Origin of the sequence: Aureimonas pseudogalii, assembly GCF_014196835.1 — a bacterium.
In the GTDB taxonomy this organism is placed as follows: Bacteria; Pseudomonadota; Alphaproteobacteria; order Rhizobiales; family Rhizobiaceae; genus Aureimonas; species Aureimonas pseudogalii.
The window spans coordinates 83,666-98,143 of the sequence record NZ_JACIEK010000002.1 but is presented as its reverse complement, the minus strand read 5'-3'; the positions used below and the strand labels follow the sequence as shown (position 1 = coordinate 98,143).

The window sequence follows — 14,478 nt, the reverse complement described above, 5'->3', positions numbered from 1 at the left end:
GGCCATTGTGAGAGGCGGTCCCGAAGCCGGGCTTTGCCCGTTTCGGAGGGGACGCTTCCTGAAACCGGCTTTGCCGGTTTCAGGAGAGGTATCCCAACTGCGCGGCGAGGGCGACGGCGTGGGTGCGGTTGGAGGCGTCGAGCTTGCGCGTCGCCGAGGCCAGGTGCTGCGAGATCGTGTTGCCGGAGATCGAGAGGATCGTGCCGATCTCGGCCGAGGTCTTGCCGAGCATGGCGAGCTTCAGGCAGTCGCGCTCGCGTGCCGTCAGCGGATTGTCCAGCCGGTTCTTCTCGAAGCGGCACGCCGCCAGGATGCCGAAGATCGTGAAGGCGGCGAGCTGCAGCGCGTCCGCCGCCGCGTCGTCCACCGGCGCGCCCGGCCCCGAGAGCGCCAGCACCCCGTTGAACCCCGTGAGCCCGTGCACCGGGCAGTAGAGGCCCGACAGGCAGTCGTTCGCCGCCAGGAAGCGCGCCTGCGGGCTCATGTCGGCGTCGTCCGGGTCGTAGCCGTGCAGCGTCTCGGCGTCCCAGACGAAGGGCAGCGCCCCGCCGCGCATCGCCCGCAGCACCGGCGTGAAACGGTGGAGCCCCAGCCGCTCGTAGCCGCGGCGGAACTCCTCGCTCCAGTTCGAGAGGGTCAGGCGCATCTCCGCCCCCGCCTCGTCGGTCGACGGGCTGTTCATCAGCGCGAAGCGCGTGAAGCCCCGGTCGCGGCAGAGCCGCTCGAGAGACACCACCAGCTGCTCCTCGCTCCAGGGACGCTCCAGAGATTCGAAAGGGCTCGCCGAAATCGTCATGCGGCGAAACAGGCGAGGACGGCGGGCGGCTTCACGGGGTGACCATCGACGGTTGCCATACGATCGATCCTCACGGGGCTATGAACCGAAGAGGCGCGCAGCTGATTCGCGGAACGCCGGACGGTCCTCCAGCTTAATCCGATCCCGCCCGCGGTTTCGACCCTCGAAACGACAATCATCCGTTTCGTTTGCAGGTTGCATCGCGGCGGCGCCATTCCCGTCAGGGGAGGTCCACGCCCCCTTCCTCTGGCGCTCGCCCGCCCGCCTCCCCATCTTCCGGCGCGACGCGGCCCGCACGAAGCGGCCGCCTGCCACGAGATGCCGGACGCATGACCGACTTTTCCCCCCGCGAGATCGTCTCCGAGCTCGACCGCCACATCATCGGCCAGAGCGACGCCAAGCGCGCCGTCGCGGTGGCGCTGCGCAACCGCTGGCGCCGCCAGCAGCTCACCGGATCGCTCCGCGAGGAGGTGATGCCGAAGAACATTCTGATGATCGGCCCGACCGGCGTCGGCAAGACCGAGATCTCGCGCCGCCTCGCCAAACTCGCCGGTGCCCCCTTCATCAAGGTCGAGGCCACCAAGTTCACAGAGGTCGGCTATGTCGGGCGCGACGTCGAGCAGATCATCAGGGATCTCGTCGAGATCGGCATCGGGCTCGTGCGCGAGAAGCGGCGCGAGGACGTGAAGGCGCGCGCCCATCAAGGCGCCGAGGACCGGGTGCTCGACGCGCTCGTCGGCAAGACCGCCTCGCCCGCGACGCGCGACAGCTTCCGCAAGAAGCTGCGCTCGGGCGAACTCGACGACAAGGAGATCGACATCGAGGTGGCCGACACGTCCAACCCGATGGGCGGGCTCGACATTCCCGGCATGCCGGGCGCCAATGTCGGCGTTCTCAACCTCTCCGAGATGTTCGGCAAGGCGATGGGCGGGCGCACCAAGCAGCGCCGCACCAGCGTGAAGGAGAGCTACGAGCTCCTGATCACCGAGGAGTCCGACAAGCTCCTCGACAACGAGGCGCTGGTGGCCGACGCGATCTCGGCGGTGGAGAACAACGGCATCGTCTTCCTCGACGAGATCGACAAGGTCGCCAACAAGGACGGCCACGGCGGCGCCGGCGTCTCCCGCGAGGGCGTGCAGCGCGATCTCCTGCCGCTGGTCGAGGGCACCACGGTCGCCACCAAGCACGGGCCGGTGAAGACCGACCACATCCTCTTCATCGCCTCGGGCGCCTTCCACGTCGCCAAGCCCTCCGACCTCCTGCCGGAGCTGCAGGGCCGGCTGCCGATCCGCGTCGAGCTGAAGGCGCTGACGAAGGACGACTTCCGCCGCATCCTCACCGAGACCGAGGCCTCGCTCATCAAGCAGTACATCGCGCTGATGAAGACCGAGAACGTCGATCTCGAGATCACCGACGACGCCATCGACGCCATCGCCGACCTTGCGGTGTCGCTCAACGGCTCGATCGAGAACATCGGGGCGCGGCGCCTGCAGACGGTGATGGAGCGCGTCCTCGACGACATCTCCTTCGAGGCCCCCGACAAGGGCGGCGAGCACTACCGGGTGGACGGTGCCTACGTCCACAAGGCGCTCGACGGCATCGCGGGCGATACCGATCTGTCGCGCTTCATCCTGTGAGGCGTCCACCGGGTCTCGCAGGCGAGACCGACCTGTCCCGCTTCATCTTGTAGCGGGGTGCCGGGTATCATCCCTTAAGCCACCGGCCGGGGCTGACGCTCCCCGGCGTCAGCCCCGATCGTCGAGGATCAGCAGCGCGAACAGCATCAGGATCGCCGCCGGGCCGGTCTTCACCAGCGCGCCCAGCGGGTCGATCCAGAGTTCGGGCGTGAGGACGGTGGCGCTGGCGAGATAGCCGAGCGTCAGCGCCAGACCCGCGAGAAGCCCGGCGCGGCAGGTGCGCCGCCACGCGATGCCAAGGCCGATCGCGATGTCGGCGAGGCTCGTCGCCGCCGTCAGCACGGCCGCGAGCCCCGGCGGCACGCCATGCGCCGTGAGGATCGCCGCCGCCGGCGCGAAGGCCGGCCCGAGCGCCACCAGCCCCGAGACGATCCAGAACAGCGCGAGCCCGCCGATCGCAAGCGCCTTGGCGAGATAGAGCCGCGCGAACCAGCGCTCCTGCACGCTGGCCGGGAGCCCGGCGACGATGGCGCTCGCGTCCGGGGGGGTGCGACCCATCAACCCCGCCCAAGCCGAGCCGTCGCCCTCGACGCCGCGCGAGAGCTCGGCCAGCGCCGTCGAGCGCACCGGCGGGCTCCAGCCGGCCCAGGCCGCCACGTCGCCGGCGCGGCTGCCCGCCGCCAGCAGCCAGTTCGGCAGCGTCAGGCGCGGGCGCGGGCCCCCGAAGCGCGCGCGAAACGCCGCGATCACCCCGCCGACCGTGGAGGGCGCCACCTCCATCACGTCGAGGGCGAGGCGAAGATCCCGTTCGCCGCCGGCCCAGCGCCGCGCCAGATGCGCGATCGTCTCCGCGATGTCGGCGATGTCGGTGGCCGCGAAGGGCCGGCTCGCCAGAGCCTCGGGCAGCGACACCGGCAGCGCCGCGAGCGCGCGGATCAGCGCGCTGCCGCCATAGGCCGCCGGCCCGATCACGAAGCCCGGCCGCAGGATCGCGTGAGGGCCAGGCGCGTGCGCGATCTGCCGCTCGGCCTCGCGCTTGGTGCGGCTGAAGGTGGTGCGGTCGTCGTCGGGGCGGCCGGGCACCGAGAGTTGCACGAGGAGCACCGGTTTCGGCTGCGCAGCGAGCGCCGCGAGGAGGCGGGCGGTGAAGCCGGCATGGACGTCTTGCGCCCCGCCGCGGGCGCTGTCCTGCAGGACGCCGATACAGTTCACCACGAGGTCGCAGCCCGTCTCCGTGACGAACCGCGCCAGCGCGTCGGACGCGAGGTCCACCGCGCCGACGATCCGCGCATCCCGCCCGAAGGCGGCGCGCTGGGCGGGCGTGAAGCGGCGCGCGGCGGCCACCACCGGAAAGCCGCGGCGGCGGAGGTCGAGTGCGGTGGCTTCGCCGATCAGTCCGGCCGCGCCGAGAACGAGGATCACGGGTTCGCCCATCGTCACCATCCGGGCTTGGCGATCATCAGCCAGACGATCCCCGCCACCGCGCCGAAGCCGGGAAAGCCGAACGCGAACCACCAGCGAAAGAGACGGTGATAGGCGGCGGGCAGCGGCTCGCCGTTTGCCGCCGCCGCGCGGGCGAGATCGCGCATGCGTGCCTGCATCCACACCACCGGCAGCCAGAACGCCCCGGCGACGCCGTAGAGCACGAGCGAGAGGAGGATCCAGCCCTCGCCCAGCGGAAAGCCGGCCTCGCGGGCCAGAAGCAGGCCGGTGATCGGCTGCACCACCACGGCCGAGGCGGTGAAGAGAAGATCGGCGGTCACCACCACGCCGGCGGTGCGCGCAATGAACGCGGCGTCGCGGCTGCGATGGGCCATCAGCATGAAGAAGGCGATGCCCGTGCCGGTGCCCAGCAGCACGCAGGCGCCGATGACGTGGAGATACTTGAGGACGAGATAGGACATGGGACCGACCGTCAGCACGCCGTGCGCGTGCGAGGCAACCCTGCCGCGACAAACCTGCAGATCCGGTAAAGGCGGCGGGTGCCCGGTCGAGGCCGAACCGGTGTCGGTTCCCTGCCCGTCTCACCGCCAGTGGCCGTCGTCCGAATTGTCACGAAGGGCGTGACACCTCGCGAACCCTTCGGCTGGCGGGTGATGGCAGGGCGTTCGAGCAATCCAACGCGTGCCCATGGGGCCGACCGGCAAGACCGCCGCCGCGCCGCGCGATCGCCCGAGATGGTCCGCCTCAGGCCGCGCGAGCCGCCGATGCCAGGGCGAGCGCGGTCGGGTCGAAGCGGCGCAGATAGATCGCGCCCGTGCCGTTCGCCTCCAGCACGCTGCCCGAAGGAATGGCCTGCCAGCCCGCCGCATCCGCGCCGCAGGGCTCGGAGGCGACCAGCAGGTTGCCGTCCTCCACCCGCGAATAGAGCGAGGGCGGCTGCCCGTCGCTCGCCCAGCGGAAGGCGAAGAGCCGCGCGCCGTCGCTGTGCACGGCGGCAAAGCGCACGGGCTCGCCAGAGCGGCCCTGCAGCGCCAGGATCTCGGCGAGGATCGCGCCGTAGGCCGCGATCGGATCGGCCTCGACGCCGCGCCCGATCGCGGCGAGGAAGATCGCCTCGGAATCGCAGGTGCCCTTGCGCGAGGGATAGAGCGCGTCGGGGATCATCGCCTCGACGCGGCGGCGCACGAGCGCATAGTCGCCGATCTGCCCGTTGTGCATGAAGAGCTGCCGGCCGTGCGCGAACGGGTGGCAGTTGCTCGTGGAGACGCCGCCCGAGGTCGCCGCGCGCACATGGGCGAGGAAGAGCTTGGAGCGGATCTGCCGGCAGAGCGAGGTGAGGTTGGCGTCCGACCAGGCCGGCAGGATGCCGCGATAGAGGCCGGGCTCGGCGCGCTCGCCATACCAGCCGAGGCCGCAGCCGTCGCCGTTCACCACCGTGCGCGCCTCGCGCGCCGCCATCGACTGCGACACCAGCGAGCCTTCGGGCCGGATCAGGAGGTCCTCGAGAAAGAGGGGCGTTCCGGAATAGGCGAGAAGGCGGCACATGGGCGACCGGGTTCCTCTGGCATGCGGGGATCGGCGAGGCGGCGGCGCGGGCGCCGATCTTCGCAGCCTATGCTGCGATGCGTTCGCGAAGCTGGCCTTGCGCGCCCGTGCCGAGCGCGAAGCGCAGGGCGGCGGCGGCGTGGATCGCGGTGGAATCGAAGCCCGGCAGGTCGAGCTTCGCCGGGTCGAGCGAAAGGCAGATCTCGGTGCAGCCGAGGACGACGCTGTCGGCCCCCGCCGCGCGGCCACGTGCGACGATACCCTGCAACTCCCGCCGCGAGGCGTCGAGCACCCGTCCGGCGCAGAGCTCCTCGAAGATGACGCGGTGGACGGTGGCGCGGTCCGCCTCGTCCGGCACGATCGGGCGGATGCCGGCATGGGCCTCCATCCGGTCGGCGTAGAAGCCGTGCTCCATGGTGTAGCGCGTGGCGAGGAGCAGCGGGCGGCGACGCCCGGCCGCGCGCAGTGCCGCGCCGGTCTCCGCGATGATGTCGACGAGCGGGATCGACACCGCGCCGGCTACGGCTGGCGAGACCAGATGCATCGTGTTGGTGCAGATGAGCACGCAGTCGGCGCCGGCCGCCTCCAGGCGCCGGGCGCTCGCGGCGAGGAGTTCGCCCGCGAGATCCCAACGACCGGCCTTCTGCAGCGCCACGACCTCCTCGAAGTTCAGCGAGTGGACCAGGAGGTCGGCCGAAGCGAGGCCGCCGCGTGCGGCGCGCACGCCCTCGTTGATCATGCGGTAATAGACGGCGGTGGATTCCCAGCTCATGCCGCCGATCAGCCCGATACGCTTCATGGTCCCTGCCCCTCTGTTCGACTCTCTTCGACTGCCTGAAAGCATCGCATGCGCGAGGATGGTCCCGCATGCAAAGATCACGAGATGCCCGTGCCACCGTGCACGCAAGAAGCGCCGTTCCGCCGTTCCACGCAAATTCGTTGCACCATGGCGGGAAGACGTGCACGTTCGCCGCCATGCTCGACGATCGCGACCACCTTCTTCTCACGCTCCTGCAGGACGACGCCGACCGGCCGGTGGCGGAACTCGCCGAGCGCACCGCGCTCTCGCCCTCGGCCTGCTCGCGCCGCATCCAGCGCCTGCGCGACGAGGGCTACGTCCTGCGCCGCGTGGCGCTGGTCGATCGCGCGCGCATCAACCTGCCGACCACGATCTTCGTGATCGTCAAGACCTCGCAGCACGAGAGCGGCTGGCTGGAGGAGTTCCGCGCGGCGGTGAACGCGGTGCCGGAGATCGTCGAGGTACACCGGCTGACCGGCAATTTCGACTACATCCTCAAGCTGGTGCTGCCGCATGTCGAGCATTACGACGTGGTCTACAAGCGCCTCGTCGGCCGCGTCAGCCTGTTCGAAATGTCCGCCTACATCTCGATGGAGACGGTGAAGTCGCAGACCGCGCTGCCGACACGCTATGCGTGACGTCTGATGGAAATGAACGGAGGACGTGACGAGGTGCTCACGGCGAGAAGCGACCGGATCGTCCGCGCCCTCGTTTTCGTGGCGCTGCCCAGCATCGTGTGGCTATTCGTCCTCAGCGGGGCGGGGACGGTCTTCTTCGTTCTGAGTCTGTGGCCGTCCGTCGGGTCGGTTGTCTCGACGAAAGCCGAGATATCAAATCTTGGCGCGACGCTCTTCGTCCTCGGCTTTTTCTCCGTGGGACCGGCGGGTCTCTGGGCTCTGACACAGCTCGTTCGCGTGCTTCGGGTCCGCCTCTACGAAGGCCGCGAGGGTTTGCAGAGTCGGCGCCGGACGCTGGTGGTCGGCTTGTGCGTCGGCATCGTTCCGCTGGTCTATCTGCTGTGGAAGGCAACCGTCGATCGCTATGGCCTGACCACCGAAACGCCTGCGCCCGGCATCCTTCTTTGGCTCATCGCCAGCGGCGGCCACTGGTTCCGCTGCTCGTCTATCTCATGATCGAGGCTTCGGGACGCCAGGCCTTGTCTTCCACTCCAAACCAGACCTCCCATGGCGCAGAACCGAACCCGCCAAGCTGACCCCTGACCGCGCGTCTTGCTGCGGCCTAAGCGTCGACGGGAGTGTGCGTCAAATGTTTCACGTGGAACGGCCATCACGTAGCGAAAGCTCTTTCGCCTCGCGCCCGCCCCATTGTCCGGTCTAGGACGGGTGACCCCGCCGAAGGCCTTGTTTCCCATGTCCCGTTTTGCCGCGATCGCCGCCGCCCTTCTTATCGCCCTGGCCATGCCCGCCGGCGCCGCGACGCTCGTGCCGCCCGGCAACCGCAACGCCGAGCAGCCCGCGGTGCCCGGCGGCTCGAAGGCCCGTACGGCGCAGACGCGCGGCACGTTCGAGGGGAAATACGCCAAGATCCGCGCGCTCATCGCGGGAAACCGCGAGTTGCAGGCCAAGATCCGTAAGGCCGCGGGCGCCTACGGCATCTCGCCGCTCCACATCGCCGGCGCGCTGGTCGGCGAGCACACCTACAATGTCGACGCGCTCGACCGGCTGCAGACCTACTACGTCAAGGCGCTGTCCTATCTGAACTCCGGCGTCGCCTTCGCCTACGAGGGCGAGCCGATCGAGGATTTCGTGGCGCGGCCAGAGTTCTCGGCCTGCCGCAGCGAGAGCGACACGCGGCTCTGGTCGTGCCGCGAGCGCGTGTTCGATGCGCAATTCCGCGGCCGCACGGTGGACGGGCGCGCCTATCCCGACAACCGCTTCGGCGCGGTGTTCTTCCAGCCCTTCTATGCCGGACAGACCTTCGGCCTCGGCCAGCTCAACCCGCTGACGGCGCTTTCCGTCTCCGACGTCGTGCACCGCGTCTCCGGCTATCCCGAGCTCGACATGCGCGAGGCCGGCGAGGTCTATGCGGCGATCATGGATCCCGACAAGACGCTGGCCTACATGGCCGCGGTCATCCGCACCTCGATCGACGCCTATCGTGACGTCGCGGGTTTCGACATCTCCGGCAATCCCGGCGTGGTCGCGACGCTCTACAATGTCGGCGATCCCGTGGGCCGCGCCGAGGCCCTGAAGGCCGACAACGCCCGGCGGCGGGCGGCGGGCCAGGCGCCGCGCCTGCCGGAGGAGAACTACTACGGCTGGCTGGTGAACGACCGGCTCGCCGACCTCGCGGCGATCTTTCCCTGAGGCACGAACGGCGTCAGGCCGACTCGAGGCACCGCGCCTCCGCGCTCGCGCCGTCCGGCACATGCAGCCGCAGGCGCCCTTCCGCGGCGCGGTCCTCGAACCAGCGGCGCTCGGCGTCCCACGCGTGGCCCTCCCAGCCGGCAAAACCGAAGCCGTAGCAGTCAATCGCGACGTCTTGGAGCTCCGGCGCCTCGACGAGGCGGCGCACGACGAGGAAGCCGCTGCTCGGCGCGGGGCTCGCATCGCCCTCGTCCCGATCGGCTGACGCCGCGCCGTCGCGAGCCGGGGCGCCACCCGCGGCGAGAAGGCGGCGGCAGTCCTCCTCCCATTCGCCGGGCATCAGCCAGACCGGGCGGGCGAGCGGCGCCAGCGCCGCCGCCAGTTCCGGCGTCCAGTCGTGGTCGCCCGGCGCGCGGCGCCGCGTCGCCACGGGTAGGGGATCGGCGAGCGCTTCCGGTCCCGGATGGATCGGTAGCACGAAGCCGCCGGCCGCCTGCACGACGGGCCTTCGGATGAAGCCGGGATCCTCCAGCCATTCGGCCGCCTGCCCGCCGAAATTGAGAAGGCAGAGATGCGTCACGCGCCGCCCCGCCTCGGCCCCGAAGCCGGCGGCGTTGTTGAAGCGGATCACCCAGTCCGCCGTGTCGATGGCTCCGGCATGGGGTCCGAGCCCCGGCGCGTTGCCGACCACGGCGATCCGCCGCGGCAAGGCGGCAATCTCGCACGGACCCGGGTGAAGCGCCGCGCCCCAGAGTGTCGTCGATCCCGTCACGCTGCGGATCATTCGGCCGGGGCCGCCGGGGCGGCGGGACGTGCGTCGCCGAAGCTCCAGGGGAAGCGATCGCGGCCGGCGTCGGTGGTGGCGCCCTTGTCGGAGGCCTCCTTGCCGCGCGCGGCCTCGGCCGTCTCCAGCTTCTTCTTCGCCTTGTCCGAGAGGTCGGAGCGATCCTCGCGCTCGCGGCCCCAGAGCTTGCCCTTGCGGCCTTCGCGCAGGCGCTCGAAGAAGGCGAAGAGCGCCGGCACCACGAAGATGCCGACGAAGGTCGCCGCCACCATGCCGCCGATCGCCGCCGTGCCGATGGCGTTGCGCGAGGCCGCGCCCGCGCCGGAGGTGTGGACGAGCGGAATGAGGCCGAGGATGAAGGCGAGCGCCGTCATCAGCACCGCGCGGAAGCGCTGCTTGGCGCCCATCACCGCCGCCTCGGTGATCTCCATCCCGTCCTCCTCGCGCCGCTCCTTGGCGAACTCGACGATGAGGATGGCGTTCTTGGCTGCGAGGCCGATCAGCATCACCATGCCGATCTGCGAATAGATGTTGGAAGAATAGCCGAATACCGCGAGCGAGCCCGCCGCACCGGCCGCCGCGATGCCGATCGACAGCATCACGGTGAGCGGCTGCAGCCAGCTCTCGTACTGCGCCACGAGGAAGAGATAGGCGAAGACGAAGGCGAGGCCGAAGGCGATGTACGTGACCGATCCCGCCTGCCGCTCCTGATAGGAGGTGCCGGAGAACTGGTAGGAATAGCCGTCCGGCAGCACCTCGGCCGCGACCTCCTCCAGCGCCGTCAGCGCCGCGCCCGACGAATAGCCCGCCGCCGGCTGGCCGGTGATCTGGGGCGCGGTGAACAGGTTGAAGCGCGGCACGGCATAGGGGCCGAAGGTCGTGTCCACCGTGACGACGGAGCGCAACGGCACCATCTGGCCGCTCGCGTTCTTGGCGTAGAGATCGCCGATGTCGCTCGCCGCCTGCCGCGCGTCGGCCTCGGCCTGCAGGCGCACTTGGTAGATGCGCCCGTCGTAGATGAACTGGTTGACGAAGGTCTCGCCCATCGTGGAGCCGACGGTGTCGTAGATGTCGGCGACGGAGAGACCCAGCGTCTCCGCCCGGTCGCGGTCGATCGTCATGTAGAGCCGCGGCACGTCGGCCGAGAAGGTGGTGCGGGCGCCCTCGATCTCCGGCCGCTCGTTGGCGGCCGAGACGAAGGAGGCCGCGACCTGCGCAACCTCGGTCGGATCCTGGCCGTTCTCAGCCGTCAGTTCGAAGGTGAAGCCGCCGACCGAGCCGAGGCCGGGGATCGGCGGCGGCGGGAAGGCCGCGACCTGGACGCCGGGAATGGCGGCGAACTTTCCTCGGAGCTCGCCCAGGATGGCGAAGAGGTCGGGACGCTCGCCCCAGGGCTTCAGCGTCACGATGCCGAGGCCCCCGGAGGTGCGCTGCGAGGATTGCAGGAGGGAATAGCCGGCGTTGAGGACGTAGGAGTTGACGCCCTCCGTCTCGGCGAGGATGTCGCCGATCTCGAGCATCGCCTCCGTGGTGCGCTGGAGCGAGGCGCCGTCCGGCAGCGAGACGTCGAAGAGGATGGCGCCCTGGTCCTCGTCGGGCAGCAGCGTCGAGGGCAGCGACAGGAACGAGACGGTCGCCACGGCAAAGCCGACACCTAAGATGGCAAGCGCCACGAGCACGCGCTTCACGAGGAACGAGACGGCGCCCGCATAGGTGTTGCGCGTCGCGTCGAGCCCGCGGTTGAACCAGCGCAGCGGGCCCCAGGCGGCGGTGGGCGGGCGCAGCATCGAGGCGGCGAGCGCCGGCGTCAGCGTCAGTGCCACCACCGAGGAGAGCAGCATCGAGATCGACAGCGCCAGGCCGAACTGGCGGTAGAGCTGGCCCGAGAGGCCAGGCAGGAAGGTGGTGGGCAGGAACACCGCGAGCAGCACCAGCGTCGTTGAGACGATCGGGCCGGTGATCTCCTTCATCGCGATGCGCGTCGCCTCGACGCGGTCGATCTTGCGCTCCGTCATCACGCGCTGGACGTTTTCCACCACGAGGATGGCGTCGTCCACCACGAGGCCGATGGCGAGGATCAGCGCGAGCAACGTGATGACGTTGATGGTGAAGCCGATGGCGAGCAGCACCGCGAAGGTGCCGATGAGCGATACGGGGATCGCCAGCGCGGGAATGAGCGTCGAGCGCCAGTCCTGCAGGAAGACGAACACCACCACCACGATGATCGCGGCGGTGATCGCCAGCGTCAGCACGATCTCGTGGATCGTGGCGTCCACGAACTGGGTGGAGTCGTAGATGATCTGGTAGTCGAGGCCCGGCGGAAACTGGCCCTTGAGCTGCTCCAGCTCGGCGCGGATCGCCGTCACCGTCGCCAGCGCGTTGCCGCCGGGCGACTGGTTGATCTGGATGGTCTTGCCGGGATTGCCCTCGACGAAGGAATTGACGGCGTAGCTTTCCGAGCCGAGCTCGACCCGCGCCACGTCTTTCAGGCGCACGATGGCGCCGTTCTGCTCGGCGCGCACCACGATGTTCTCGAACTGCGCGGCGGTGTTGAGCTGGCCCTGCGAGGTGATCGTGTAGACGAGCGCCTGGCCCTCCGGCGCCGGCGAGCCGCCGATCTGCCCGGTCGAGGCCGGCAGGTTCTCGGCCTGGATGGCGGCGTTGACCTCGGCCGGGGAGATCGACAGCGCAGCCATGCGCACCGGATCGGTCCAGACGCGCATCGAATAGTCGGCATTGCCGAGGACGTTGGCGTCGCCCACGCCCTCGACGCGCTGCAGCGCCGTGACGACGGTGGAGGAGAGGTAGGCGCCGATGTCGATCGTCGAGACCTGACCGCCCTCCGAGAAGAAGCCGACCGCCATGAGGAAGTTCGGCGAGCGCGAGCGCACGGTCACGCCCTGGCGCGTCACCGCCTCGGGCAGCTGCGCGGTGGCGAGCTGCACGCGGTTGGAGACGTTGACCTGCGCGATGTCGGGATCGGTGCCGATGGCGAAGGTGATCGAGAGGGAATAGGTGCCCGAATCCGTCGAGGTCGAGGACATGTAGGTCATGTCCTCGACGCCGTTGATGGCGCGCTCCAGCGGATCGCCCACGGCCTGCGCCAGCACGGTGGAATCGGCGCCGGGATAGTTGGCCGAGACCGAGACGGTGGGCGGGGTGATCTCGGGATATTGCGCGATCGGCAGGACGGCGATGGCCAGCAGCCCCGCCAGCACCACCACCACGGAGATGACGCCGGCAAGGCGCGGTCGGCGGATGAAGACGTCGGAGATCATCGGGCGGCCGATCCGCCCGAGGCGCCCGAGCCGGTGCCGCCGGAGGCTTCGCCCCCGCCGTTTCCGGCTCCCCCGCCCCCGCCCTCGCCGTTCCCGGCCGGCCGGTTCGCGCGGCGCGCTTGCGCCTCCGCGTCGGCCTCGGCCTGGCTGAGCGGGCGCACCTTGGCGCCGTCCTTGGCCGAGGCGGCGCCGCGCACGATCACGGTCTCGCCGCCCGAGAGTCCCTGCGTCACCGAGGCAAGATTGCCGATCGTCTTGCCGGTCTCGATCGGCTGGCGGCGCACGGTGCCTTCGCCGTCGACGAGGAGCACCGAGCGGCCCTCGCGCGACAGCTGGATCGCCGCCTGCGGCACCACGGGAAGCACCGGCGGGTTCTTCTCGGAGGCCACGAGCGTGACGTTCTGGTTGGCGAGAAGGATGCCGTTGGGATTGGGGAAGGAGATCCGCGTCTCCACCGTGCCGGTCGAGGCGTTCACGGTGTTGCCGACGAAGTCGAACGTGCCGGGCAGCTGGTAGCGGGCGCCGTTGGGCAGGCGGAGGTTGAGATCGAAACCGGCGCCGATCTCGTTGGAGGGAACGGCGGGATCGGCTCCCGCCTCCTCGGCGCCTGCAGGCGGGGGCGGCGCGCCGGCGGCGCCCGTGCCGTCGGCGGAGGCGATCACGGTCTCGTCGCCGCCCTCGTTGCCGTTCGCTTGGCCGCCCGCCTCTTTCGAGCCGGCGGCCGCGGCGTCGCCCTGCGCTTCCTCGCCGGCCGGAGCAGCCGCCGCTTGGTCGCCCTCGCCGCCGCCCGAGGCACCGTCGATCTGGCCGTTCTCGGCGATCGGGGGGTCCTGCACCTCGCCGACGCCGATGCGCCGCCACGTCACGAGCTGGCCCTCGCCGACGGGAAAGACGCCCCAGATCGGGTCGAGCTGGGTGAGGGTCGCAAGGTCGCTCGCCGTGGTGGTGGAGACGTAGTTGCCACGGGTGATCAGCGGCGCCGACATGACGCCGTCGATCGCCGCCTCGATGCGCGTGTAGGAGAGGTCGAGCTGGGCCTGCGTCACCGCGGCCTGCGCCTGGAGAAGGCTCGCCTGCGCGTTTTCGAGCTGGGCGGTGGCGTCGTCCAGCGTCGCGCGGGCCGTGACGCCGGATTGCGCCAGTCCCTGCTGGCGCTCGAAATTGCGCTGCGTCTGGTTCAGCGTCGCCTGCGCACCCGACTGCTGCGCCTCCGCCGCCCGCAGCGCCGCCTCGTATTGCGCGGGCTCGATCTGGTAGAGGAGGTCGCCCGCCTTCACCCGCTGGCCGCCCTCGAAGGCCACCGCCTGGATGTAGCCGTCGACGCGGGCGCGAACGCCCACCTGCTCGATCGGCTGGACCGTGCCGATGAAGTCGAGCGTGTCGCCGACCGACTGCGTCTGGATGGTCTCGACGATCACTGCCGGGGGCTCGGCATTGGCCGCCGCCCCGTCGCCGCCCGCGCCCCCGCTCTGCCCGGCCGCCTCGTCGGAGCCGTCGAAGAGACCGGCGAGGAAGCCCGGAAGCGGGATGCGCCCGACGATCGGAAGATCGACGCTCGGCCGCTCGGCCTCGCCTCCCCCATCGGTGCCCGGGCCGGAGCCGCCGGACTGCGACCCGCCGGCCTGAGAGCCGCCGGATTGGGCCAGCGCCGGAGCGGCGCCCACGAGGGAGACGAACGCCAGCGCGCAGGCGGCGCGGCGAATGCGGACGGCCTTGAAGCCCATCGGTGAACTCGCATCAGGGAGAACCGCAGCGTGTGCGGATGACGAGACCGTTAGGTAGGCGACCTTCGCGCTGCGGCGAGAGAGCCTTTCGGCTTCACGCCAACGTGTCCCCGCGACGGATCGTCCTCGTGCGCGATCCCGATCG

General features: G+C 70.3%; 12 protein-coding genes. 4 read left to right on the top strand and 8 right to left on the bottom strand.

The window, feature by feature from the left end; all coding sequences use genetic code 11:
• Positions 1–79 precede the first annotated feature (79 nt).
• A complete protein-coding gene (locus GGR04_RS06985) occupies positions 80–796 on the bottom strand; it encodes a helix-turn-helix transcriptional regulator (RefSeq protein WP_183199133.1) in 717 nt (238 codons plus the stop codon).
• Positions 797–1,125: 329 nt separating this feature from the next.
• Here GGR04_RS06985 and hslU point away from each other — a divergent pair, with 329 nt between their 5' ends.
• On the top strand, positions 1,126–2,433 hold the full coding sequence (gene hslU / locus GGR04_RS06980) for an ATP-dependent protease ATPase subunit HslU (RefSeq protein WP_183199132.1): 1,308 nt from the start codon (positions 1,126–1,128) through the stop codon (positions 2,431–2,433).
• A 108-nt stretch (positions 2,434–2,541) separates the two neighbouring features.
• On the opposite strand, the gene GGR04_RS06975 is transcribed toward hslU, so the two are convergent.
• From GGR04_RS06975 to GGR04_RS06960, 4 genes are all read right to left on the bottom strand, one after another.
• Complete coding sequence (locus tag GGR04_RS06975) at positions 2,542–3,867, bottom strand: SDR family oxidoreductase (RefSeq protein WP_246392898.1); 1,326 nt, start codon at positions 3,865–3,867, stop codon at positions 2,542–2,544.
• 2 nt (positions 3,868–3,869) lie between these two features.
• A complete protein-coding gene (locus GGR04_RS06970) occupies positions 3,870–4,337 on the bottom strand; it encodes a DUF2269 family protein (RefSeq protein ID WP_183199130.1) in 468 nt (155 codons plus the stop codon).
• A 283-nt stretch (positions 4,338–4,620) separates the two neighbouring features.
• Positions 4,621–5,421 carry a class II glutamine amidotransferase gene (locus tag GGR04_RS06965; protein ID WP_183199129.1) on the bottom strand — a complete coding sequence of 267 codons (801 nt, stop codon included), beginning with the start codon at positions 5,419–5,421 and terminating at the stop codon, positions 4,621–4,623.
• 67 nt (positions 5,422–5,488) lie between these two features.
• Positions 5,489–6,220 (bottom strand): aspartate/glutamate racemase family protein, encoded by a 732-nt coding sequence (locus GGR04_RS06960; RefSeq protein WP_183199128.1) that lies wholly within the window; start codon positions 6,218–6,220, stop codon positions 5,489–5,491.
• 176 nt (positions 6,221–6,396) lie between these two features.
• Here GGR04_RS06960 and GGR04_RS06955 point away from each other — a divergent pair, with 176 nt between their 5' ends.
• From GGR04_RS06955 to GGR04_RS06945, 3 genes are all read left to right on the top strand, one after another.
• Positions 6,397–6,858, top strand: coding sequence for an Lrp/AsnC family transcriptional regulator (locus GGR04_RS06955; RefSeq protein WP_183199127.1), 462 nt, complete (start codon positions 6,397–6,399; stop codon positions 6,856–6,858).
• Positions 6,859–6,864: 6 nt separating this feature from the next.
• Positions 6,865–7,353 (top strand): hypothetical protein, encoded by a 489-nt coding sequence (locus GGR04_RS06950; protein ID WP_183199126.1) that lies wholly within the window; start codon positions 6,865–6,867, stop codon positions 7,351–7,353.
• 237 nt (positions 7,354–7,590) lie between these two features.
• Entirely contained in the window at positions 7,591–8,547 is a 957-nt protein-coding gene (locus GGR04_RS06945) for a DUF1402 family protein (RefSeq protein ID WP_183199125.1), read from the top strand.
• A 13-nt stretch (positions 8,548–8,560) separates the two neighbouring features.
• On the opposite strand, the gene GGR04_RS06940 is transcribed toward GGR04_RS06945, so the two are convergent.
• Genes GGR04_RS06940 through GGR04_RS06930 form a run of 3 tightly spaced genes read right to left on the bottom strand, consistent with a single transcriptional unit; the run spans position 8,561 to position 14,333 of the window.
• Positions 8,561–9,319, bottom strand: coding sequence for a glycosyltransferase family 29 protein (locus tag GGR04_RS06940; RefSeq protein WP_312857418.1), 759 nt, complete (start codon positions 9,317–9,319; stop codon positions 8,561–8,563).
• Positions 9,320–9,327: 8 nt separating this feature from the next.
• The gene (locus tag GGR04_RS06935; RefSeq protein WP_183199124.1) at positions 9,328–12,609 is read right to left on the bottom strand and encodes an efflux RND transporter permease subunit; all 3,282 of its coding nucleotides are present in this window, start codon (positions 12,607–12,609) and stop codon (positions 9,328–9,330) included.
• Positions 12,606–14,333, bottom strand: a complete 1,728-nt coding sequence (locus tag GGR04_RS06930) for an efflux RND transporter periplasmic adaptor subunit (protein WP_183199123.1) — start codon at positions 14,331–14,333, stop codon at positions 12,606–12,608. The genes GGR04_RS06935 and GGR04_RS06930 overlap by 4 nt, the downstream gene beginning before the upstream one ends.
• Positions 14,334–14,478 lie beyond the last annotated feature (145 nt).

What these genes read in the sequence shown, in the direction of transcription:
- GGR04_RS06985 (WP_183199133.1), bottom strand. Translation starts at nt 796, where the DNA reads ATGACGATTTCGGCGAGCCCTTTCGAATCTCTGGAGCGTCCCTGGAGC.
- hslU (WP_183199132.1), top strand. Translation starts at nt 1,126, where the DNA reads ATGACCGACTTTTCCCCCCGCGAGATCGTCTCCGAGCTCGACCGCCAC.
- GGR04_RS06975 (WP_246392898.1), bottom strand. Translation starts at nt 3,867, where the DNA reads ATGGGCGAACCCGTGATCCTCGTTCTCGGCGCGGCCGGACTGATCGGC.
- GGR04_RS06970 (WP_183199130.1), bottom strand. Translation starts at nt 4,337, where the DNA reads ATGTCCTATCTCGTCCTCAAGTATCTCCACGTCATCGGCGCCTGCGTG.
- GGR04_RS06965 (WP_183199129.1), bottom strand. Translation starts at nt 5,421, where the DNA reads ATGTGCCGCCTTCTCGCCTATTCCGGAACGCCCCTCTTTCTCGAGGAC.
- GGR04_RS06960 (WP_183199128.1), bottom strand. Translation starts at nt 6,220, where the DNA reads ATGAAGCGTATCGGGCTGATCGGCGGCATGAGCTGGGAATCCACCGCC.
- GGR04_RS06955 (WP_183199127.1), top strand. Translation starts at nt 6,397, where the DNA reads ATGCTCGACGATCGCGACCACCTTCTTCTCACGCTCCTGCAGGACGAC.
- GGR04_RS06950 (WP_183199126.1), top strand. Translation starts at nt 6,865, where the DNA reads ATGGAAATGAACGGAGGACGTGACGAGGTGCTCACGGCGAGAAGCGAC.
- GGR04_RS06945 (WP_183199125.1), top strand. Translation starts at nt 7,591, where the DNA reads ATGTCCCGTTTTGCCGCGATCGCCGCCGCCCTTCTTATCGCCCTGGCC.
- GGR04_RS06935 (WP_183199124.1), bottom strand. Translation starts at nt 12,609, where the DNA reads ATGATCTCCGACGTCTTCATCCGCCGACCGCGCCTTGCCGGCGTCATC.
- GGR04_RS06930 (WP_183199123.1), bottom strand. Translation starts at nt 14,333, where the DNA reads ATGGGCTTCAAGGCCGTCCGCATTCGCCGCGCCGCCTGCGCGCTGGCG.